Genomic DNA, 20,492 nt, shown 5'->3' with positions numbered 1-20,492 from the left:
CGCATGCTCCACCTTGTCCGACACGCTTTGCTGGCCGTCACCGTGCTCGGCTTCATCGCCGCGGCACCTGCATACGCCCACGAGACGCTCAAGCTCGAAGCACCCAAACCGCCGCTCGCACCCACGCCGCCCATGGGCTGGAACTCGTGGAACAAGTTCGCCTGCAACATCACCGAAGGACTGGTGCGCAAGCAAGCCGACGCGATGGTGGCGTCCGGCATGAAGGATGCCGGTTACCGGTACATCGTCATCGACGACTGCTGGCAGAAGAGCCGTGACGCCGACGGCAACATCGTCGCGGACCCCGAACGCTTCCCCGGCGGCATCAAGGCGCTGGTCGACTACGTGCATTCGAAGGGGCTGAAGTTCGGCCTCTATTCCGACGCCGGCGCGCTCACCTGCGGCGGCCGCCCCGGCAGCGCCGGCCACGAATTCCAGGACGCGCGCCAATACGCGAAGTGGGGCGTGGACTACCTGAAATACGACTGGTGCTATACCGGCCCCCGCAACGCGGAGGCTGCCTACACCATCATGGCCAAGGCCCTGCGCGAGTCGGGGCGCGACATCGTGCTGTCCATCTGCGAATGGGGCACCAACCAGCCCGAGCGCTGGGGTCCCACGGTCGGCCATCTGTGGCGCACCACCGGCGACATCTACGACGCCTGGGAAGGCAAGAAGGATTGGTTGCACGGCATGACGAACATCCTCGACATGCAGGTCGAGCGCTGGCGCGACGCCGGGCCCAACGCCTGGAACGATCCCGACATGCTGGAAGTGGGCAACGGCGGCATGACGACCACCGAGTACGAGTCGCACTTCTCGTTGTGGGCAATGCTGGCGGCACCGCTGATCGCCGGCAACGACCTGTCGACGATGGACGCGGACACCCGCCGCATCCTCACCAACACCGACGTCATCGCCGTTGACCGGGACCCGTTGGGTCAGCAGGCGCGGCGCATCTGGAAGGAGGGCGATATCGAGATCTGGGCGCGCCCGCTCGAAGGCGGTGGGCGCGCGGTGGTGCTGTTCAACCGCGGCAAGGAGCCGTCCGACATGAAGGTGGGCTGGAATCAGCTCGAACTGCCTGCCGGCCAGAAGGCCGACGTAAAGGACTTGTGGAGCAAGAAGATCTCGAAGAACGTGCGCGGCAGTTACGGCGGCACGGTCGCCCCGCACGGCGTGATCATGCTGCGGATCACGCCGGTGCTTTGATGAAACGCAATTTCGGGATGCTGCCCGACCGACGAAGCGTCCACTTGCTCACCCTGCGCAGCGAGGGAGGGCTGGAAGCAGAAGTGCTGACCTATGGCGGCATTCTGCGCGCGCTGCGCCTGGACGCGGGCGGCAGGCCCGTGCCGCTGGTGCTGGGTCTGGACGACCTGCCCGCGTACCTGGCCGACAGCGTCAACCTGGGCAGGCTCATCGGCCGTTGCGGCGGCCGGATCGCGCACGGCCGTTATGAGCACGATGGCACCATGTACCCGCTCAGCGTGAACGATGGTCGCCATCACCTGCATGGCGGCATGGGAGGATTCGGCCAGCGCCTGTGGCGCGTGGTCGAGCAGGATGCCAGGCGCGCACGGTTGACCTGTACGTTCGAACACGGCGAAGACGGCTATCCGGGCCGCTTGGAAGTGAGCGCCGAATTTCGCCTGCAGGGCACGACCCTGCAACTCGAGTACATGGCGCACTGTGATGCGGCCACGCCGTTCGACCCGACCCATCATCCCTACTTCAATCTGGCCGGTGATCCCGCCGTGCCGGCGGCCGAGCAACTGTTGCGGGTGCCGGCCGACCGCTATCTGCCGGTGGATGCCGAACTGATCCCACTGGGGGAAACGGCCCGCGTGGGCGGCACACCGTTCGATTTTCGTCGCCCGGTGACGCCGGCCCGGAACGCCGACCCGGCGCATCCGCAGATCCTGATGGGCAAGGGCTACGACCACTGCCTCGTGCTGGCCGACGGCGCCGACTGCAGCGCGGAGCTGTACTCGCCGCATAGCGGCGTGGCAATGCGCGTATCGAGCGACGCTCCGGCGGTGGTGTTTTACGAAGGCCAGATCCTCGACGCGCACCATCCCCACCTCGGCCGAGGCGTGTGCCTGGAGCCGCAGGGGTTCCCCGATGCGCCGAACCGTCGCGGGTTTCCCAACGCGATCCTGCCTCCGGGCCAGAAGTACGTGCGCCGTATCGCCTACCGCTTCGCCCGCGTCGCGCCGGGCAGCGGTTGGCAGCAGGCCATGGCGGCACTGGGCTGAACCGAACTGGCACGAACGACGACGAACAACTGCATGGGATGGAAAATGAAGTCACGGCATCTGCTGCATGGCGTAGCCCTGGCGCTATTCGTATGCACCGTGGCCATCGCCGCCGAAGCTCCACCGCGCGAAATCACCATCGACCTTGCGCGAGCCGAACGTCCGCTGGAACGATTCTTCGACCTGTCGATCGGTTCGGATTTTCCGGGCACTTTGATACGGCCGGACAGTCAGGCGCACCTGAAGCTCGCCGTCGATGAGTTGGGCTTCCGCTACATCCGATTCCACGACATCTTTCACGACGTACTGGGCACCGTGCGGGTCGTCGACGGGCGCACCGTGTACGACTGGACCAGGATCGACCGGCTCTACGACGATCTGCTGTCGAAAGGGATCAAGCCCTTCATCGAACTGGGATTCGCACCCACGGCGATGGCCACGTCCGAGCAGACCATCTTCTACTGGAAAGGCAATACGTCGCATCCGAGGCTGGAGCCGTGGCGCGATCTCGTCGACGCGTTCGTTCGCCACCTGCGCGACCGCTACGGCGTGGCGGAAGTACGGCACTGGTACTTCGAGGTCTGGAACGAACCGAATCTCGACGGATTCTGGGAGCGGGCCGACCAGCAGGCCTATTTCCGGCTCTACGATGTCACTGCCAGAACGATCAAGGCGATCGATCCCACGCTGCAAGTCGGAGGCCCCGCCACTGCGGGCGCTGCATGGGTTCCGGAATTCCTCGAATACGCACACAGGAACGGCGTGCCGGTGGATTTCGTGACCACTCACAGCTACGGCGTGGACGGCGGTTTCCTGGACGAGAAAGGCGAAGCCGACACCAAGCTTTCGCCGTCGCCGGACGCCATCGTCGGCGATGTGCGCAGGGTCAGGGAACAGATCGGCGCATCGCCGTTCCCGTCGCTGCCGCTGTACTTCACGGAATGGAGCACCAGCTATACGCCGCGCGACGCCGTGCACGACTCGTATGTCAGTGCGCCGTACATCCTCAGCAAGCTCAAGGCGACGCAGGGGATGGTGCAGGGCATGAGCTACTGGACCTACACCGATCTGTTCGAGGAACCGGGTCCGCCGCCGACCCCGTTTCATGGCGGCTTCGGGCTGATCAATCGCGAAGGCGTCCGCAAGCCGGCGTTCTTCGCCTACAAGTATCTGCATGCCCTCCGCGGCAAGGAGATTCCATCCTCCGATGCCGAGTCGCTGCTGGCGACGGATGGCTCCCGAACTTCCGCATTGATCTGGAATTGGACTTCTCCCCAGCAGAACGTCAGCAATCGACCGTTCTACACCAGGCTCGTTCCCGCCTCGCCGGTGCCGGCGGCGAAGCTCGCGTTCAAACACCTCGCGGCGGGCGTGTACCGGCTTGAAGTCAGGCGTACCGGGTTTCGCGCCAACGACGCGTACTCGGCCTACATCGAGATGGGAGCTCCCGCTTCCCTGAGCGGCAGTCAGCTCGACAGGCTGCGCGAACTGACGCGCGACTTGCCGGAGACCGATCGCCGGATCGAAATCGGACCTGCTGGCGAGTACAGGTTGGAGTTTCCGATGCGCAGCAACGATGTCGTGCTGGTGACGCTGACGCCGGAGGCGGGCGGTCGCTGACGCTCGCGACATGGAACAGCCCAAGGGCGTGGCCCATGCCGCGGACGAACTGAAAAACACTGACTGACGACGGGCGACCCGATGAACGTGAAGATGAAGCATCTGCTGCACGCTGCAGCCTTGGCACTGTCCGTGAGCTCCGCGGCCATCGCCGCCGAACCCGCCGACGTACGCCTGACGATTTCGACTGAAGCCGCTGGCCCGCGCATCGAGCCCGAGGTCTACGGCCACTTCGTCGAACATCTCGGCACCGGCGTCTACGGGGGGTTGTGGGTGGGGCCGGAATCGAGGATTCCGAACATACGCGGCTGGCGCAACGACGTGGTCGAGGCGTTGCGCCGCATCGAGGTACCGGTGATCCGCTGGCCCGGCGGCTGCTTCGCCGACGACTACGACTGGCGCGACGGCATCGGCGATCCGGCGAAGCGGCCGGTGCGGCTGAACCGTTGGTGGGGCGGGGTGCCCGAGACCAACCGCGTCGGCACGCACGAGTTCATGGACCTGGTCGAAATGCTCGGTAGCCAGGCCTACATCGCCGCGAACATGGGCTCGATGTCGCCGCGGGATGCCAGTCAATGGCTGGAATACATGACCTCGGACAGCAAGTCGTCGCTCGCCGAGGAACGCCGCCGCAACGGGCGCGACCGGCCCTGGAAGGTGAAGTACGTAGGCGTCGGCAACGAGAGCTGGGGTTGCGGCGGCAACATGCGCCCCGAATACCAGGCCGACCTGCATAACCGGTACGCCACCTACCTTCAGGGCACGCTGCGCGTAGCTTCCGGCGACGGTCAGCAGGACGATCATCTGGTCAAAGTGCTGATGGAACGCGCCGGCGCCCACATGGATGCGTTCACCTTGCACTACTACACCACCGCCGGCGAATGGGAGGACAAGGGGCCGGCCACCGGTTTCGGCGCCGACCGCTGGGCGAAGGGGCTGGAGTCCGCGCTGGGCATCGAGAAGCGCATCGCCGCGGTATCCAACATCATGGACAAGCACGATCCGAAGCGGCGAGTCGCGCTCTACGTCGACGAATGGGGCACCTGGCACGCACCGGAGCCGGGCTCCAACCCGGGCTTCCTGCAGCAGCAGAACTCGCTGTATGACGCACTGGTCGCCGCGCTCACGTTCAACGTATTCCACCGCCACACCGAGCGGGTGAAGATGGCCAACATCGCGCAGATGGTCAACGTGCTGCAGGCCATGGCGCTGACGGATGGGCCGCGCATGGCGCTCACGCCGACCTATCATGTGTTCGATCTCTACAAGCCGTTCCGCGGTGCGGTCCCGCTGAGGGCGACACTCGAAACCCCGCGCTGGCATGAGGGCGAAGTCGAGTTGCCGGCCGTGGATGTTTCGGTGGCGCGAGCGGCGGACGGCAGCACAGTGCTCGCACTCGTCAACCTCGACCCGAAGCGATCCGCGCGCGTGCAGACCAACCTCAACGGTGCGGTGCGGGGCCGGATCCTGACCGCCGGCGCGATGGATGCACACAATACCTTTGCGCAGCCGAATGCGCTGGTGCCGGCCCCCTACAGTGCGGGAGCGAAGGAGGCGCCGCTGGCACTCGAACTACCGCCGAAGTCGATCGTCGTCGTGAGCGTGTCGCGATGAGCCATCGCCGCGTTGCTTCGGCTGAGGGCTACGTTCCAGAGCGTGATGCTGACGGCTCCGAGTGTCCGCTTCTGGCCGGGGGCGGACGTTTGGCGACAGGACCGTGAACCGTTTGTCTGCGCAGCGAATCGATCGCCGCAGCGACCTCGCTCAGGTGATCTTTGAATTGACTTGATGGAGAAGCTCGGTGAGCTTCCGCACGTCACCTTCTGACCATCCGCGAAAGCGAGCCTCGAACAGTTCTCCCTTACTGGTCATGGCTGCGGCGACTTTAGATTGCGCGGAGGAGCTGATCGAAACGGTCACGCCACGGCGATCTCCGTCATCTGGCGACACAGCGACAAGCTCGAGCTGCCGAAGTTGTTTGATCAAGCGGCTGATCACGCTGCGATCCATCGCGAGCCCTTCCGCGAGCTGGCTCGCTCGCGTCGGGCCACGGGCGTGAAGCCACTGAAGGATCTGGAAAGCCGAACTTGAAAGCTCGGGTTGAAAGCTTGCAGCGGCATGCACCGCGAATGCCCGGGCCGTACTCATCAGGATATTGAGCTCTGTGCCCAGATCCCGCAGCAGTGCCCGATTCTTGGCTGCCCCTTCTATGATCCGGTCGGTGTCGGTGTTTTTTGCCATCCGCCTGCTCTCATGGGGACTGATTGACAATTATCCATCATATATCCAGCATTGTAATGGATATTTGTCTATCAATTGGATAATCCAACCATGCCCAACCTCTCTACTACCGTCATCACCGGCGCTACCGACGGCATCGGAAAGATCGCCGCCAGAAGCCTGGCCAAACAGGCTGGGCGAGTCGTTTTGATCGTGCGTAACGAAGCAAAGGCCGCGGCAGTGCGAGCCGAAATCCTTGAATCCGGCGCCACCTCCGAGATCGAGTTCGTCTACGCCGACTTTGCCAATCTCGCGTCGGTGGCAGCGGCCGCGACTAAGGTCGCGGCAAGGTACGAGCGCATCGATTGCCTGATCAACAACGCGGGCCTTCATGCGTTCGAGCAACGCGTCACCGGAGACGGTTTTGCGGAGATGATGTCCGTCAACTATCTCGCGCCGTGGTTGTTGACTGCCTTCCTGCGTGCCCGCATCGTCGCCTCTAGCCCTTCACGCATCGTCACCGTGGCATCCGAGGCATCGCGCCGCGCGCAGGGCATAAGGCCCCAGTTCGATCTTGTCGACACGGCTCCTTTCTCATGGCGAGGCTCCTCGGTCGTATACGGCCGAACGAAGCTGATGAACATCATGTTTTCGATGGAGTTGGCGCGGCAGCTTTCCGGTACCGGCGTTGCCGTGAACTGTCTGGATCCTGGCTTCAACGTCACCGGACTGGGGCGGGAGTTGCCCTTCGCCACACCTTTGGCGCTCTTGCTCAAGACCTTGCGCATTGGCCCGCCGGCGCGAGGTGCCGCACTCATCGTCCAACTGGCCAAGGCGCCGGAGTTCGAAGCCATATCCGGCAAGTACTATTCGGTCGGCCGCGCGACACCGATCTCTCCCGTTTCACCGGGTGACGATGCCGATTCGCGACGGGTGCTTTGGGACGCTACTGCGGATGTCCTTCGAGACTTCCTTCCCGATCTCATCTAGACCGCTGCATGTCGAAAACACGGCAGAGGCAGTAATCGGCCCACCGTTTGCGCTTGTCGATGCGCCGCCACGCCAGACCTCGAACATGGGCCTGTGAGCGTGCCGGAAGTAGCGCGGTGAAGCCACCGTGCCGTTTGCGGATGTCTGCTTTTGGCCGGAAGCGGACATCACCAGCCTCTTCGTCTCGATCCAGCATCGATCAGTGAGAAGAAACGTAGGGGGAGTTGGGTGGCCTTTGAGGCAGAACAAAACTATCTCTCATGCGCCGCACTTCTTTTGCAGGCGTCAGGCCGAATAGGCGCTTGAACTCTCGATTGAACTGCGAAGTGCTCTCAAACCCCACCGAATGGCAGGCGGCAGCAGCCGTCATGCCTTCCTGCACCATGAGCAGACGTGCCTGATGCAATCTCGTCGACTTTAGGTATTGCATGGGTGACGTGCACGTCACCGCTTTGAAGTGACTGTGGAACGAGGGCGAACTCATCCCCGCCTCTCGAGCCAACTTTGCGACATCGAGCTTATCTGCATAGCAGGCATGGATGCGTTGAAGTGACCTACCGATCTTTCCGAACTGGCCCTGCATGCCCAGAGCAGCGCGTATGGCTCCGCCCTGCGGTCCGGTGAGAACGCGGTAGTACAACTCCCGTAGTAGTTGAGGCCCAAGTACGGCAGCTTCCAAAGGATCCGCCAGCGCCTGCAGGAGTCGTTGAACGGACGAGTGCGTCGTGACGTCCAGTGGACTAGACATCATGCTCTGGGGCTGAGCTTGGTGTCTGTCGCCGGGGTGACGATCTATCTCCAGCATCAACTCTGCCGCTAATTGGAAGTCCAGATGCAGATACAACGCTAGCAAGGGTGCTTCGGCGCTTGCATCGGTTTCCATCGTGAACGGCACAGGCACAGAGACCGCCAAGTACTGGTGCGCATCGTAGACATAGGTTCGATCGCCGAAGTAACCCCGCTTGCTGCCCTGACACACGATGACGATACCTGGGTCGTATAGAACGGGCGTGCGTGCCAGCGGACGGTTGGATCTGAGCAGCCGAACGGTGGGGAGCGCGGTGAGGTTGTAGCCCTCATCTGGCGCCAAGGCCCGCACAAGCGGGGCCAGCGAGGCGAGGCTCGCTGATTCGGGGTGATCGGGCTTGGGTGGCGCCATAGGAATAGGCAACGTTGCGAGGCTTTTTCGCCTTCATAGGAAGGCGGACCCTTCGTATTGTGCACCCACCTTTCCTCTGGAGCACGGCGTGAGGCATTCCAAACTGATCTTGATAACAGGCGTAAGCAGTGGCTTTGGTCGTGCACTGGCGAGCGAGGCATTGGCGGCAGGACACCGAGTCGTGGGGACGGTACGCCGACCCGACGATGCCGAGGCCTTCCAACGGCTGGCGCCTGCACGGGCCCATGGCCACCTGCTTGATGTCACCGAAACGGGAAGGATCGAGGAGGTCGTGGGTGAGATCGAGGCGACGGTCGGCCCTATCGACGTGCTGGTGAACAATGCCGGCTATGGCCACGAGGGCGTAATGGAAGAGTCGCCCCTGACAGAACTGCGACGCCAGTTCGACGTCAATGTCTTCGGGGCAGTGGCCATGATGAAGGCGGTGCTGCCTGGCATGCGCGCTCGTCGCGCTGGCCACATCCTCAATGTCACGTCGATGGGTGGCTTCATCACGATGCCTGGCATCACCTACTACTGCGGTAGCAAGTTTGCGCTCGAAGGCATAAGCGAAGCCTTGGGCAAGGAAGTACGCGATCTCGGCATTAACGTAACTGCAGTAGCGCCTGGCTCTTTTCGAACGGACTGGGCTGGACGCTCCATGGTGCGATCGCCGCGCTCCATCAGTGACTATGACGGGGTGTTCGATCCCATTCGCCAGAAGCGGCAACAGGCGAGCGGCAAGCAGTTGGGGGATCCCCTCAAGGCAGCCAAAGCCATGCTTGACGTGATCGAAAGCGACGCCCCTCCCGCCCATCTGTTGCTGGGAAGCGATGCGCTGACCCTGGTTCGCCAAAAGGTCGCCGATTTGCTCACGGACCTGGCCTACTGGGAACCCCTTACCCGGTCCACGGACGGCTAGTCACTGCTGCCAAAGGGCCACGCTGGACAAGCAACAAGGACGTGGCTATCTGGCTGGGTTCAAGATCCTCTCATCCGGCCGGCGTCCTAGTCGGCCGGTTTATATAGGAGGCATCGCAGGATGCAGGAGCGTCCTGTCGGTGATATCCAGCAGCGCTCGTAGCCGATCCATGTGGCGAAGGTCCTGGTGGTAACCCACCCAGACATCCCTACCGGGAGGTTCGCCGAGCAGATCGATGCGATGGAGCCCATCTATTTCCTCACCAAGGGGTCTGGGCAGTACCGCAACGCCAAGTCCTCGAAGGCACATTTGGGCTTGGACGCTCCGGCTGGTGCTGGTGAAGGCGCGCCGTGAGTGCGGGAATCGGTCCAGCAGCCAAGCTACGTCCGGGAAGTGAGCCTGGGCTGAGTTCATGAGAATCAGGCTCACCGACTGGGGGTTGTTACTCACTGCGCGCACCGTCGTCGCCGATCCGTAAAGACCGTAAGGCATGGTCATCAGTCGGCGCTGGACGATGTCCGGCTCGCTGAACGGGACGATGCGGAAGGCAACATCGGCCTCGCGACGGGAGAGGTCGAGAAGGCGGTAGCTCGCGATGACCTCGGGCACTACGGCAGGATGAAGGCGCCCCAGTTCGACAAAGATGGGCGCCAGGACATAGGCAGCGAACCAGTCCGCCGAGGATATCCGCAGGATGCCTTCGAGCCTCTCATGGTTACCCGCAAGGCGCCTTTCCATGGACAGCGCCGAGGCCTCCATGGATTCAGCGAGCGATAGCACCGCGTCTCCGGCATCCGTGAGCACAAGGCCGTCTTTCGTCCTGCGGAAGAGCGGTTGCTCGGCCTCATCCTCGAGCGCCTTTATCCGACGACCGATGGTGGGGTGGCTCACGCCAAGGCTGCGAGCAGCCTCGCCGAGCGATCTGCCGCGGACGACCGCGAGGAATATCCGGATATCACTCCATTCCACGCCACGGGTATCCGTTCAAAACTGTACGCGGAATATGCAGGAATGGCAGTCCACAAACAATCCTGTTGACGTCACCATGCCCGCCCCTGCACTGATGGTCTGCAGTCTGCGGTTCCACCCGCGGGCGACTCCGGCGGAAGTCCGGCAGATCTGGTGGATGGGTGGAAGCCATCCCTGGCGGGTTGGCCCATACCGGGTCAGCCTCATCTGGAGTCGAACGACATGAGCAAGTTGAACGGGAAGGTCGCCCTCGTAACGGGCGCATCGCTCGTCCAAACGGCCGTCGACCATTTCGGTCGGCTGGATATCTTGGTCAATAACGCAGGCATCTATCAGTTCGCAAAGATCGAGGACACCACCGAGGAACTGTATCGCCAGCAGTTCGACCTCAATGTTCTCGGCCCGCTCCTCGTCACTGGTGCCGCCGTGCCCTTTCTGGGCGAAGGCGGCAGCGTCATCAACGTCAGTTCCTTCGTCACGCGGATTCTGCCAACCCCAAGCGCGATCTACAGCGGAACGAAAGGGGCGATCGACGCCATTACGGGCGTTCTTTCGCGCGAGCTCGGGCCACGGGGAATCCGCGTCAACGCTGTGAACCCCGGGCTGATCGAGACAGAAGGTACGCATGCCAACGGCGTGATGGGCTCGGACTTCCAGGCCAGGAACGAGCAACAGACGCCCCTCGGCCGGATTGGCCAGGTAACGGACATTGCTTCGATCGTCTCGTTCCTCGCGTCTGACGACGCAGGCTGGGTAACGGGCGAACACATCATCGGCTCGGGCGGCATGCGCTGACCAGCAGCATTCCGAGGATGAACCTGTTGAGCATCAATTCGAATCCGAATGCGACGGACTCCCGCCGCTGGGCCGCCCTGGGCGTTCTCCTGTCCGGCACGCTGTTGCCTCCGCTTGATTTCTTCATCGTCAACGTCACGTTGCCCAGCATCCGGTCCGATCTGCATGCATCGGCGGACGTCGCACAGTTGGTGGTGTCGGTCTATGCGATGGCGTACGCCGTCACCCTCATCCTGGGCGGGCGCCTAGGAGACCTCTATGGACGCCGACGCACCTTCGTGGCGGGCATGTTCGGGTTTGGGCTGGCTTCGGCCCTCTGTGGATTGGCAGCGTCACCAAGTGTGCTCGTCGTCGGCAGATTGCTGCAGGGCATCTCGGCTGCCGTCATGGCACCGCAGTCGCTGGCGTCTATCCATGCCTTGTTTCCGACGAGCGAGAAGGGTCGCGCGCTCGGCCTGTATGGGGCGACGTTCGGGCTGGCCTCCGTCGGTGGACAGCTTCTGGGAGGATTGCTGGTGTCGGCGGATCTCTGGGATATGGGCTGGCGCAGCGTCTTCCTGATCAACATTCCCGTCATCGCCTTGGCCATTCCTGCCGCGTTGATACTGGTGCGCGAAACCAGGGCAGAGGAAGCGGGCGGAGTGGATGTCACCGGTGCAATCCTGCTGGCGCTGGGCGTGCTCGCGCTGGTGGTTCCACTGATCGAAGGTCGCGAGCAGGGGTGGCCTTGGTGGAGCCTGGGCTTGCTGACGCTGAGTCCCGCACTCCTCGTCATCTTCTGGCGCTACGAGAAGCATCGGGAACGCTCGGGTGCGTCAGCGCTGGTTCCACCCTCGGTCGTGTCGGCAACCCGTGGGCTACCTCTTGGTTTGCTGGCGGCGGTCCTGCTGTATGCCCTGGCGGCGTTCTTCCTGACGTTCGCTGTGTACCAGCAGGCGGGACTGGGTCGCGATGCGCTCGCGGCGGGGCTGGCGATTCTTCCACTCGGTATCGGACAGTTGCTTGGGCCAACGTGCGGCCTCCGGCTCTCGCGATGGCTGGGTTCGCGCGCAGCGACGTTTGGCATGAGTCTGGAAGCCATCGGCCTGGTCTTGGCGGCAGGCGTGGCCGCGATCAACAAACCGTCTTGGCTCCCGGTTCCTCTACTGGTTATTGGTACCGGACAGGGAATTGCCCTACCGGCGCTGGTGCGACTGAACGTCGATTTGGTGGAACCGCGCTGGGCGGGCTTGGCAGCGGGTACTGTCAGCGCCGCGATGCAACTCGGCGCCGCGCTCTCCGTCGCCCTAGTCGGCGGCGTCTTCTTCTCGCTTGCACCCGACGGGGCAAATACCGAGGAGGTCAAATCCGGCTTCGCGGTCGCCTGCCTCATGATCGCCACTGCGATCGCGATGGCCGCGATTCTCAGTAGCAGGCTCGCGGTTACCACCGCGATGAGGGGCGCCAAACCCGAAGCTGGCTCTCACAGCGCCGACGATCCATCGGTCAGCACTAGTTCGAGTGTGGAGCTATCTGGATGCCCGTCCGCAGGGCGAATCGATGCGAACAGGACCGCTGTTGAGTGAATAACGGGTGGCGGGCTGTCGCCGCTCCGCCGAGCTTCAAACATTTGACCCCACAAACAGTTGCGCATCTACCTATTGGTAGGTAAATTCACCTAACTTCAGAAAGGAACACCTCATGGGCATCTCTCCAATCGGCTGGCTCCACACGCTGGGAAGCCTTCCCGCGATCCCGCTCGCGGTCTACATGCTGGTCAAGCATGGGCGGATCGTCCCTGAGACCAAAGCAGGGCGCGCCTACTTCTGGTTCATGCTGCTGGGCGTACTCACGGTCTATCCCATCGCGCACCAGCCGGTGAGCTCCATCGTCGCTACCGTTACCCTGGTGGTTCTCCTGGTCGGATATGGCATTGCGCTGTGGCGGCCGGCGAAACGACTGTGGACGTACCTCCAGACCGTTGCGCTCAGCATCACCGTATTCCTGCTGATGATCCCAACGGTGAGTGAAAGCCTACGCAGGCTTCCTGTCGGCGATCCGCTGGTGACAGACTTGAAGGACCCGCTGCTGCTGGGCGTCCAAGGCGTGCTCTTCCTGACGTTGATTGTAGGCATCCCGCTGCAGGTACGAGCGCTGTATAAGCAGCGCGTCCATCGAGACCAGGTAGCCCGTTGATGTCGTCCGCAGAAGCCCGGCCCCAGTATTCAGCCAAGGCCCAAGAGATCATGCAGCGGACCAATGAGCTGCTGGCTTCGGGTGGGTATAACGGGTTCAGCTATGCCGACATTGCCGAACTGGTGGATGTGAGGAAGGCGAGCATCCACCACCACTTTCCCGCCAAGGTGGATCTGGTCAAGGCGACCGTCGCCCAACACCGGCACGCCATGCGGCAAGGACTGCAGTCGCTCCAGCAATCGATTCCCGATCCCTACGCGCGACTGGTCGCCTACAGTCGCTATTGGGCCGACTGCATACAGGAGTCGAATCCTCCGATCTGCATCTGCGCTCTACTGGCCGCCGAACTGCCTGCCATTCCGGCCGAGGTCGCGGAAGAGGTCACGGGCCACTTCAACGACCTCCAAAGCTGGCTCGCACAGACCATGACGGAGGGCGCGACCAAGGGCGTTATGCGCCTGACTGAAGCGCCTGCGAGAGAAGCAGCCATGTTCATGGCCTCTATCCACGGGGCGATGCTCTCGGCACGGGCTACGGGCAACGCATTGTTGTTCTGGCAGATCGCGAAGCTATCTACAGATCGATTGAAGATCGAGTAGTACATTTATGCGGTGTGCCTTTGGGTCGTAAGCAGCCTAGCGAGGCTGCCCCGAACGGCTTAACTACGGCGATACATACGCAACTTGAGCCTTTTCCTCATATCTCGGGATAGGAGGAAGCTATGAAGCGAAGTTCAGGTCGCTCAGCGGCAACATCCTGCGTGGAACCAGGGCAAGCTGGTCGGACAGAAGGCACCTCTAAAGCAAAAGGATATGGTCGATTCGTGTCCGGCTCCAGCTCAGGGGCGATAAGCGCCAGTTGGTCCTCTTTGATTTGGCAATTGATAGCAAGCTGCGAGCTTGCGACCTAGTTGGACTCCGCGTCCGCGACGTTGTACTTGGCGCGCATATTGGCTCGGAAGATGCGTCATCCAGCGGAAGACCAAGCGTCCTGTTCAGTTCGAAATAACGCCGCAGACCAGGGATGCAGTAGCTGCTTGGATCGATAGTCAGAAACTCCAGCTGGACGATCACCTCTTTCCCGGCAGGCAGGGCGGTTCTTCTCACCTTTCTACGCGCCACTACGCCCGTCTAGTAAAAGCCTGGGTCTCCAGTATCGATCTGGACCCCGTGAATTACGGTACGCACTCCATGCGTCGGACCAAGGCATCCCTGATCTATCAACGGACTAAGAATCTGCGCGCCGTCCAGCTGTTGCTGGGGCACAGCAAGATTGAGAGTGCCGTCCGCTACCTTGGGGTGGAGGTGGATGACGCCCTGCTGCTTGCCGAGCAAACCGAAACGTAGCTTGTCCCACGAAAGCGGCCTTCGCCAGGCCGCTTCCGACCCTAAGCGGACACGTAGGTCGAGTGGCGCACCCGTGGAGCGCGCCACTCGAATTGTCCCGTCAGGATTTGATGAACTCGAGAAGGTCGGGGTTGAGGACGTCCGCGTGGGTGGTCAGCATGCCGTGCGGGAAGCCGGGGTATGCCTTCAGCGAACCCTTCGCGAGCAGGTCGACGGCGCGCGGCACCGAGCTGGCGAACGGGACGATCTGGTCGTCTTCGCCATGCATGACCAGGACCGGCACAGTGATCTTCTTCAGATCTTCGGTGTAGTCCTCCAGCCAGGAGAAGACGGTCTCGTAGTGGGCCAGGGCGCCGCCGGCCATGCCCTGGCGCCACCAGTTCGCGATCACCGCCTCAGACGGCTTGGCGCCTGGACGGTTGAATCCGTAGAACGGGCCCTCCGGGACCGCCCGGAAAAACTCCGACCGGTTGCCAAGCACGCCTGCCTTGACCCCGTCGAAAAACTCCGGCGGCTGACCGGCAGGGTTCGCGTCGGTTTTCACCATGTTCGGCGTCAACGAGGCCACCAGCACTGCCTTGGCGACTCGCTCCTGGTGGCGAGCGACGTAGCGGGCCACCTCGCCGCCGCCGGTGGAGTGCCCGATGTGGATCGCGTCGCGGAGGTCGAGGTGTTCGGTCAGTGCAGCGAGGTCGGCGACCCAGTGGTCCATGTCGTTGCCGGTGCCGACTTGCTCGGACCGACCGTGCCCACGCCGGTCATGGGCGATTACCCGATAGCCGTGGTGAAGGAAAAACATCATCTGGGCGTCCCAGTCGTCGGCCGACAGGGGCCAGCCATGGCTGAAGACGATCGGCTGACCGGACCCCCAGTCCTTGTAGAAGATCTTTACGCCGTCCGGTGTGGTGATCGTAGGCATTGCTGATACCTCCTATAAGAGATTGATTGAAGTGTTGGTGCTCCGCGAGGCATCGAGAGTGCTGCCAGCGGCTTCTTTCGAAGTCTTCTTTCACAATGCGCATCTGTCCCTCGGCGCGGCGCCTTTGCTCCTGGCGCTTGAACGCATCGAGTACAAGAATCGGCCGATGATTGAGCACTCCGAATGCGGCGACCACGCTAGTGAGAACTCCACCTGCGCGCTCGGCTCGTCGATGGCAACAAAGGCCACGCCCGGAAAGCTCACTTCCGCTTGGCTTTGTTGCGCGAGCGTCACGCCGAATCCCGCCGCCACCAGGCTGAAGATGGTTTGCTTTCCAGCAGGAACGGGATTGAGCGGCATGCCTGGCCCCATCATCCTGGCGTAGAACTCGCGCATGGCGTGGCTTTGCGCCCAGTCTTGGACGTAAATGTTTTCGCCTAGCAAATCGCTCCAGCGCAGCGATGTGCGTTGGGCGAGCGGATGTTCTTTGGGCACCGCCGCCACCATTCGCTCGCTATAGAGCGGCTCCATGACGATGCGCGGCCATGGCGCGTAGCTAGGTATCAGCGCGACGTCGATACGTCGCGCCACGAGCTCAGAGAACAATTCCAGATCCGGCAGTTCGTGGACGACCAAGCGCACGGCGGGATGACCCTCGCGCCAGCGCGCGAGCATGTCGCGCAGGGGCTCGCCCAATGGAGGCGATCGAACACCCAAGCGAAGCTCTCCTGCAGTGCCCCGCGCCGCTCCCGCCGCGACCTCCGTCACTGTCTGCAGACTGGCAAGCATTCGTCTGGTTTCAGTAAGTACCGGTCCGGCAGCAGGAGTAAGCGCAACGCCTTGCTTGCTTCTCTCGAACAGGCTCAGACCCAGATCTTCCTCCAGTGTCGTCACGCTTCGGGTCAAAGTCGAAACCGAAACGCCCAGCCATTCACCAGCGGCTGAAAAGCTGCCGTGTTCGGCGACGGCGACAAAATACTTGAGGCCAGTTAGTTGCATGAGTCCAATCGGTCTAAGCTTCAAGGAGGCAACATCCGAAGCCGGGGCTCCGGATGCAGCCTCGACTTGCGCAATGAAAGATGAAATGGGCCGAAGTACTGTCAATGTGCTTCGTAACAGCCCGGCAACAGGCCTGCGCGGTGCAGGTGCGTGTCGGCCCAGGTGACGTTTCGCCAGACTCTAACGGAGGATATGACCGACCACATCTCGTCTCATGAGCAACGCGTATTGCTTCGTGAGCAATGATCAGTTCGAACCGAGGCGTTCCATTGCAGGGATGAAGTATCTGGGCTGGCGCCGAAGGACGGTGTCTCCGCCACGGACATCTCGGTAAGTTCTCCTTGGCGGTCATAGGAGATATACAGGCGGTCGTCGCGCTCCATGTCGATCACCCGGGCGGGTGGATTCCGCGTGTAATTTGGGGGTGTCTTTAGATGGCCAGGGAGCGGATGTGCCGTAGCCCATCGCGCCGCACTCGAAGGTGATGCTGAATGTGGCGCCAACTCCACGGGGCCATCCTGGCTCCATGTCCGCTCTTGGTCGAAAGCTGACACGAATTGCTTCCAGCGGCTGGCCGATGACCTGGACGACATCGTCCGCGTCGCCTGGTGGCCGGGTGATCAGGGCCTTCGCTAAGGCCTTGGTGGTACCCTTCTTTCTCATCCCCGACGAGAGCCTGTCTTGGCAAAGCCGAACTATTCATTTGAGAAGCGTCAGCGCGAAATCGCGAAGAAGAAGCAGCAGGACGAGAAGCAGGCCAAGAAGAAGGCCGTACGCGAAAGCGCCAAGCCCGCCGAGCCGGATCGCGATCCCCCCGCCGGGCATCGATGAGTACCCCCGACGCCGGCCCGCCGCAGATTTGGGTGGACGGCGATGCCTGCCCCGGCGCGGTCAAGGAAATCCTGTTCCGCGCCGCCGAGCGCGCGCAGGTCCATGTCACCTTCGTCGCCAACCAGTGGGTGCGCTGCCCACCTTCGCGCTATGTCCGTGCGCTCCAGGTGCAGGGCGGGTTCGATGAGGCCGACAACGAGATCGTCGAGCGCATGCGCCCCGGCGACCTTGTCGTCACGCAAGACATCCCGCTGGCCGCACGCGTCATAGCGAAAGGCGGCGCGGCGGTAAGTCCGCGCGGCGAGCGACATACCACGGACAACATGGCAGAGCGCCTGTCGATGCGAAACTTCATGGAAGAGTTGCGCGGCGCCGGAGTGCAAACCGGCGGCCCCTCCGCCTTTCATGCGCGGGATCGCCAATCGTTCGCTAATGAGCTGGATCGGTGGTTGGCGCAGCGTCGCAGGCCCACGTAAGTAGCGGGTCGGGTTCAGTGGTTCCGCGGTGGCAAATGGGTCCATGAGCCGTGTCGGATAAACGTCCCCCCTGTATGCCGCTGAGGTGAATCAGCTAGGGCGATTTGATCCCGATCAAGGTGCGCTCCGGCCCGCGTGCCAGGATGGCTACGACATCAACGGGAGGACCCTGCCATGCCACTCTCACCCCTGCGAACAGGCACTGCGTTTGCGCTAACCATCGCGGTCCTCTATGTCGCCTGTCTCTTGCTCATGCTCGTGGCTCCCGGCGTAGTGCTGGACATCTTCTCTACGTGGGTGCACGGACTGAATCTCGAACCGATCACCACCAACCCGCCGCCAGTGAATCTGACCCGGGCTGCATTGGGACTCGTGCTGATTTCGGCCTATGCCTTTATCGCCGGCGCCGTGTACGGCGTAGTGCGCCGCGGGCTGACGCCGAAGAGGTAAAGGGGTCAGGTTGATTTATCGCTCCGGCAAGCCAGCCTGAGCCGGTTTACATCGATGTCCGCTAAGAAGAGGCCGCCCAAGGGCGGCCTTTTCGCTGTCATTGGGTAGCACGCCCGGCCCTTTGTATGATCCCTCCAGGGGACGGCCGATCAGGCGGTTGAGAGAAGGGAACCTATGGCACCGGAAGCTCTGTTCGGCATCGCGTTGGCTGCCGCGGTGGTGGTCGGCGTCGTCGCCAAACTCATACCCAGGCGCCAGCCAACGGCAAAGGTATTCAAGTGCTCCCGCTGTGGTGCGAGCGCTACCCACAATGACCGCACCATCGAGGCATGGCGCAGCGGCAAGACCCGATTCTTTTGCCAGGCCTGCCATGCCAAATGGCTACAGTCGCGCCCGCCGCAGGAGCGGGGGAGTTTTCGACCGGGTTCTGCTTCCAGCTCCGGCTGCCTGGGGGTCGTGGCATGGTTCGCGGTCCTGCCATTGGGCTGCCTGCTGGCGTGGGCGTATATCTAGCCATTCATTCAAGTCGGCGCAGTCAAAAGTTCAAGTCATAAGAGATCCTGCAGATGATGACCAAGGTGGTGACGGGTGCGCTCCTGCTTGTTGCGTTTGTCTTAGGGCTTGCCCTGGGAAGAACCTACTTCTGTCCTAAGAAGGGCGAGGCAACAGCAGCTGCGCTCCGACTTCAGGTCGAGACAAAGGCAGGCGAGCTACAAACTGCGCTTGATGTCCTTTCGCTTCTCGACGAGGGAAAATCTGTCGATGCGAAAGCTCTTCTGGAAGGACAGGTCCAGTCATCCCTGGTCATGGTTAAGGCGGTAGCACCGACGGTTGATCTGCCGAGGAATACGGCATCGAGAATTGATCAGTCGGTTGCTGAAGGAGAGGCCTATGCAAGGGGGCATGGGATTGATGTCCCGTAGCACGCCGGGCCAATGACCTGGATCGTTGGCTGGCGCAGTATCGCAAAGCCACGTAAGTCGCGCCCGCCCGCATGTCCAGTAGGGGGCACGCAACAGCAGGTTTGGAAAAAGACAACGCATCACCTTGATGCAGTGCCATCCACAATTTTGACGATGCCCTTGTCTGCATCGGTCCGTTAGAAGCCTTTCCTGAGAACCACGGAGTAGGGCTCGCGTGGATCGAAAAGGAAGGGCGTTGCAATGTGGGATCGGTCCGCGCCGTTCGGCCAGGCGAGTCATCGTGCATACGGCCTAGTGCCGCTGCTTCTGGGATTGCTGGGTATCGCGCTGTTGTTTGTGGACGGCACCGCGCCCGCACAGGCCTCGCAGCCGCCCTTCTGTCGCCAGACGACGGCTAACAGTTGGGTATCCCCGTGCGACCGGCAGCAGGCGTATGCCGAGTGCAATGCGGATTACCAGGCGCAACTGGCTACGCTCGCTGCCAACGGCAATCCCATCAATTCCGCGTCGTCCTCATGTACGGTCACCCTCTCGCCATGGGGCCGAGGCAGCTACGTCTGGTATCTGCAGTGGGCGGCCAACGGTACCCACTACGCGGGATATATCGTTCCGCTTCAATACGACTTCTATGGCTGCGCTGGAAGCGCCACCTGGGACGAGGGCATCAAGGCCTGCGTGGATTTTGTCCCTGCGAAGAATCTAGGGCAGGGCATATTTCCCATCGACGAGAAGTCGGGTAACAACTGCGGCAACCCGATCAACGTCGCCACCGGCAACAAGTTCCAGGTCGAGCACGACATCGCCGCGGGCTTGAGCTTTAGTCGCTACTACAACAGCCAGTCCGTGGCTGTAGGCGGCCTGGGACCGCTGTGGTCGCACACCTATAGCCACAAGCTGGTGTATTCGCCCAACGCCTCGCCCAACCCGACGGCCGTCCTCTCCCGGCCTGATGGCAGGACAATCGAATTCCGCTACCAAAACAGCGCGTGGAGCGCCGATGCCGACATAACCGGAACGCTGACGCAAACCAGCGGCGGCTGGACTTACGCGCCCCAGGACAATCGCGAAGTCGAGGAGTACGACAGCCTCGGCCGGCTGGTGCGCATCGGTCGCAGCGATGGCACCTCCATCGTGCTGACCTACAACAACGGCCTCACCGAGAACAACGACAACGACCTGCGCCTCACCCGGGTAGAAACACAGGACGGTCGCGCCCTGGTATTCGAGTACGACAGCAATCGCCGCATCAACAAGATCACCGACGCCGGCGGTGCGATCTACCAGTACGGCTATGACAGCAGTGGCCGTCTGTCCTCGGTCACCTATCCCGGTATCACGACGCCCCGCACGTATGCCTATGGCGAGTCCGCCTACACCGCCGGGACGAACCTGGCCACCGCGCTGACCGGGATTAGCCACGAGGACGGCCAACGCTTCGCC

At 62.3% G+C, this 20,492-nt stretch carries 22 protein-coding genes; 17 read left to right on the top strand and 5 right to left on the bottom strand.

Annotated elements, in window-relative coordinates:
- Positions 1–3: 3 nt before the first annotated feature.
- The 4 genes from ACYVJ8_RS16615 to ACYVJ8_RS16600 all read left to right on the top strand — a co-directional run bounded on the left by ACYVJ8_RS16615 (position 4) and on the right by ACYVJ8_RS16600 (position 5,492).
- The gene (locus tag ACYVJ8_RS16615) at positions 4–1,212 is read left to right on the top strand and encodes a glycoside hydrolase family 27 protein (RefSeq protein ID WP_460714482.1); all 1,209 of its coding nucleotides are present in this window, start codon (positions 4–6) and stop codon (positions 1,210–1,212) included.
- Positions 1,212–2,258: an aldose epimerase family protein gene (locus tag ACYVJ8_RS16610; RefSeq protein WP_460714480.1), complete on the top strand. Its 1,047-nt coding sequence runs from the start codon at positions 1,212–1,214 to the stop codon at positions 2,256–2,258. The genes ACYVJ8_RS16615 and ACYVJ8_RS16610 overlap by 1 nt, the downstream gene beginning before the upstream one ends.
- Before the next feature lie 45 nt (positions 2,259–2,303).
- Positions 2,304–3,878: a GH39 family glycosyl hydrolase gene (locus ACYVJ8_RS16605; RefSeq protein ID WP_460714478.1), complete on the top strand. Its 1,575-nt coding sequence runs from the start codon at positions 2,304–2,306 to the stop codon at positions 3,876–3,878.
- A gap of 81 nt (positions 3,879–3,959) precedes the next feature.
- Positions 3,960–5,492 (top strand): alpha-N-arabinofuranosidase, encoded by a 1,533-nt coding sequence (locus tag ACYVJ8_RS16600; RefSeq protein WP_460714476.1) that lies wholly within the window; start codon positions 3,960–3,962, stop codon positions 5,490–5,492.
- Positions 5,493–5,642: 150 nt separating this feature from the next.
- Here ACYVJ8_RS16600 and ACYVJ8_RS16595 read toward each other — a convergent pair whose 3' ends face one another.
- Positions 5,643–6,119: a MarR family winged helix-turn-helix transcriptional regulator gene (locus ACYVJ8_RS16595; RefSeq protein WP_460714474.1), complete on the bottom strand. Its 477-nt coding sequence runs from the start codon at positions 6,117–6,119 to the stop codon at positions 5,643–5,645.
- Between the two features lie 90 nt (positions 6,120–6,209).
- On the opposite strand from ACYVJ8_RS16595, the gene ACYVJ8_RS16590 reads away from it, so the two are divergent.
- Positions 6,210–7,088: an SDR family NAD(P)-dependent oxidoreductase gene (locus tag ACYVJ8_RS16590; protein ID WP_460714472.1), complete on the top strand. Its 879-nt coding sequence runs from the start codon at positions 6,210–6,212 to the stop codon at positions 7,086–7,088.
- A 199-nt stretch (positions 7,089–7,287) separates the two neighbouring features.
- On the opposite strand, the gene ACYVJ8_RS16585 is transcribed toward ACYVJ8_RS16590, so the two are convergent.
- Positions 7,288–8,247, bottom strand: coding sequence for an AraC family transcriptional regulator (locus tag ACYVJ8_RS16585; RefSeq protein WP_460714469.1), 960 nt, complete (start codon positions 8,245–8,247; stop codon positions 7,288–7,290).
- Between the two features lie 88 nt (positions 8,248–8,335).
- Between ACYVJ8_RS16585 and ACYVJ8_RS16580 the strand changes: the two genes are divergently transcribed.
- The gene (locus ACYVJ8_RS16580; RefSeq protein WP_460714467.1) at positions 8,336–9,169 is read left to right on the top strand and encodes an oxidoreductase; all 834 of its coding nucleotides are present in this window, start codon (positions 8,336–8,338) and stop codon (positions 9,167–9,169) included.
- Positions 9,170–9,268: 99 nt separating this feature from the next.
- Here the strand turns inward: ACYVJ8_RS16580 and ACYVJ8_RS16575 are convergent, their stop codons facing one another.
- Positions 9,269–10,138 carry a LysR family transcriptional regulator gene (locus ACYVJ8_RS16575; RefSeq protein ID WP_460714465.1) on the bottom strand — a complete coding sequence of 290 codons (870 nt, stop codon included), beginning with the start codon at positions 10,136–10,138 and terminating at the stop codon, positions 9,269–9,271.
- A gap of 222 nt (positions 10,139–10,360) precedes the next feature.
- On the opposite strand from ACYVJ8_RS16575, the gene ACYVJ8_RS16570 reads away from it, so the two are divergent.
- The 5 genes from ACYVJ8_RS16570 to ACYVJ8_RS16550 all read left to right on the top strand — a co-directional run bounded on the left by ACYVJ8_RS16570 (position 10,361) and on the right by ACYVJ8_RS16550 (position 14,454).
- Positions 10,361–10,933 carry an SDR family NAD(P)-dependent oxidoreductase gene (locus tag ACYVJ8_RS16570; RefSeq protein ID WP_460714463.1) on the top strand — a complete coding sequence of 191 codons (573 nt, stop codon included), beginning with the start codon at positions 10,361–10,363 and terminating at the stop codon, positions 10,931–10,933.
- Positions 10,934–10,950: 17 nt separating this feature from the next.
- Positions 10,951–12,498: an MFS transporter gene (locus tag ACYVJ8_RS16565; protein WP_460714461.1), complete on the top strand. Its 1,548-nt coding sequence runs from the start codon at positions 10,951–10,953 to the stop codon at positions 12,496–12,498.
- A 115-nt stretch (positions 12,499–12,613) separates the two neighbouring features.
- Positions 12,614–13,108 (top strand): hypothetical protein, encoded by a 495-nt coding sequence (locus ACYVJ8_RS16560; RefSeq protein WP_460714459.1) that lies wholly within the window; start codon positions 12,614–12,616, stop codon positions 13,106–13,108.
- On the top strand, positions 13,108–13,707 hold the full coding sequence (locus ACYVJ8_RS16555; RefSeq protein WP_460714457.1) for a TetR/AcrR family transcriptional regulator: 600 nt from the start codon (positions 13,108–13,110) through the stop codon (positions 13,705–13,707). Before ACYVJ8_RS16560 ends, ACYVJ8_RS16555 begins: the two co-directional genes overlap by 1 nt.
- 300 nt (positions 13,708–14,007) lie before the next feature.
- Positions 14,008–14,454, top strand: coding sequence for a tyrosine-type recombinase/integrase (locus ACYVJ8_RS16550; RefSeq protein WP_460714455.1), 447 nt, complete (start codon positions 14,008–14,010; stop codon positions 14,452–14,454).
- A gap of 100 nt (positions 14,455–14,554) precedes the next feature.
- On the opposite strand, the gene ACYVJ8_RS16545 is transcribed toward ACYVJ8_RS16550, so the two are convergent.
- Both ACYVJ8_RS16545 and ACYVJ8_RS16540 read right to left on the bottom strand, forming a co-directional pair.
- Positions 14,555–15,373 (bottom strand): alpha/beta fold hydrolase, encoded by an 819-nt coding sequence (locus tag ACYVJ8_RS16545; protein ID WP_460714453.1) that lies wholly within the window; start codon positions 15,371–15,373, stop codon positions 14,555–14,557.
- 90 nt (positions 15,374–15,463) lie between these two features.
- Positions 15,464–16,372: a LysR family transcriptional regulator gene (locus ACYVJ8_RS16540; RefSeq protein ID WP_460714451.1), complete on the bottom strand. Its 909-nt coding sequence runs from the start codon at positions 16,370–16,372 to the stop codon at positions 15,464–15,466.
- Between the two features lie 681 nt (positions 16,373–17,053).
- Here ACYVJ8_RS16540 and ACYVJ8_RS16535 point away from each other — a divergent pair.
- The 6 genes from ACYVJ8_RS16535 to ACYVJ8_RS16510 all read left to right on the top strand — a co-directional run.
- Positions 17,054–17,203, top strand: a complete 150-nt coding sequence (locus ACYVJ8_RS16535) for a hypothetical protein (protein ID WP_460714449.1) — start codon at positions 17,054–17,056, stop codon at positions 17,201–17,203.
- Positions 17,200–17,679 (top strand): YaiI/YqxD family protein, encoded by a 480-nt coding sequence (locus ACYVJ8_RS16530; protein ID WP_460714447.1) that lies wholly within the window; start codon positions 17,200–17,202, stop codon positions 17,677–17,679. The genes ACYVJ8_RS16535 and ACYVJ8_RS16530 overlap by 4 nt, the downstream gene beginning before the upstream one ends.
- A 174-nt stretch (positions 17,680–17,853) precedes the next feature.
- Positions 17,854–18,129 (top strand): DUF5676 family membrane protein, encoded by a 276-nt coding sequence (locus tag ACYVJ8_RS16525; protein ID WP_460714445.1) that lies wholly within the window; start codon positions 17,854–17,856, stop codon positions 18,127–18,129.
- Between the two features lie 174 nt (positions 18,130–18,303).
- A complete protein-coding gene (locus ACYVJ8_RS16520) occupies positions 18,304–18,642 on the top strand; it encodes a hypothetical protein (protein WP_460714443.1) in 339 nt (112 codons plus the stop codon).
- A 56-nt stretch (positions 18,643–18,698) separates the two neighbouring features.
- Positions 18,699–19,052 (top strand): hypothetical protein, encoded by a 354-nt coding sequence (locus tag ACYVJ8_RS16515; RefSeq protein WP_460714441.1) that lies wholly within the window; start codon positions 18,699–18,701, stop codon positions 19,050–19,052.
- 240 nt (positions 19,053–19,292) lie between these two features.
- Positions 19,293–20,492 (top strand): DUF6531 domain-containing protein (locus ACYVJ8_RS16510; protein WP_460714439.1); only part of this gene is annotated, 1,200 nt, incomplete at its 3' end.

The organism is Lysobacter terrae (assembly GCF_054782215.1).
Note: the sequence above shows the minus strand (reverse complement) of the source record. Positions and strands in the feature narration are given on the sequence as shown.

Bases quoted from the DNA above. Each gene is read 5' to 3' on its own strand.
- ACYVJ8_RS16585 (WP_460714469.1), bottom strand. From the start codon at position 8,247: ATGGCGCCACCCAAGCCCGATCACCCCGAATCAGCGAGCCTCGCCTCG.
- ACYVJ8_RS16610 (WP_460714480.1), top strand. From the start codon at position 1,212: ATGAAACGCAATTTCGGGATGCTGCCCGACCGACGAAGCGTCCACTTG.
- ACYVJ8_RS16615 (WP_460714482.1), top strand. From the start codon at position 4: ATGCTCCACCTTGTCCGACACGCTTTGCTGGCCGTCACCGTGCTCGGC.
- ACYVJ8_RS16525 (WP_460714445.1), top strand. From the start codon at position 17,854: ATGCCACTCTCACCCCTGCGAACAGGCACTGCGTTTGCGCTAACCATC.
- ACYVJ8_RS16565 (WP_460714461.1), top strand. From the start codon at position 10,951: ATGAACCTGTTGAGCATCAATTCGAATCCGAATGCGACGGACTCCCGC.
- ACYVJ8_RS16540 (WP_460714451.1), bottom strand. From the start codon at position 16,372: ATGCAACTAACTGGCCTCAAGTATTTTGTCGCCGTCGCCGAACACGGC.
- ACYVJ8_RS16520 (WP_460714443.1), top strand. From the start codon at position 18,304: ATGGCACCGGAAGCTCTGTTCGGCATCGCGTTGGCTGCCGCGGTGGTG.
- ACYVJ8_RS16600 (WP_460714476.1), top strand. From the start codon at position 3,960: ATGAACGTGAAGATGAAGCATCTGCTGCACGCTGCAGCCTTGGCACTG.
- ACYVJ8_RS16530 (WP_460714447.1), top strand. From the start codon at position 17,200: ATGAGTACCCCCGACGCCGGCCCGCCGCAGATTTGGGTGGACGGCGAT.
- ACYVJ8_RS16560 (WP_460714459.1), top strand. From the start codon at position 12,614: ATGGGCATCTCTCCAATCGGCTGGCTCCACACGCTGGGAAGCCTTCCC.
- ACYVJ8_RS16515 (WP_460714441.1), top strand. From the start codon at position 18,699: ATGACCAAGGTGGTGACGGGTGCGCTCCTGCTTGTTGCGTTTGTCTTA.
- ACYVJ8_RS16545 (WP_460714453.1), bottom strand. From the start codon at position 15,373: ATGCCTACGATCACCACACCGGACGGCGTAAAGATCTTCTACAAGGAC.
- ACYVJ8_RS16595 (WP_460714474.1), bottom strand. From the start codon at position 6,119: ATGGCAAAAAACACCGACACCGACCGGATCATAGAAGGGGCAGCCAAG.
- ACYVJ8_RS16570 (WP_460714463.1), top strand. From the start codon at position 10,361: ATGAGCAAGTTGAACGGGAAGGTCGCCCTCGTAACGGGCGCATCGCTC.
- ACYVJ8_RS16555 (WP_460714457.1), top strand. From the start codon at position 13,108: ATGTCGTCCGCAGAAGCCCGGCCCCAGTATTCAGCCAAGGCCCAAGAG.
- ACYVJ8_RS16590 (WP_460714472.1), top strand. From the start codon at position 6,210: ATGCCCAACCTCTCTACTACCGTCATCACCGGCGCTACCGACGGCATC.
- ACYVJ8_RS16605 (WP_460714478.1), top strand. From the start codon at position 2,304: ATGAAGTCACGGCATCTGCTGCATGGCGTAGCCCTGGCGCTATTCGTA.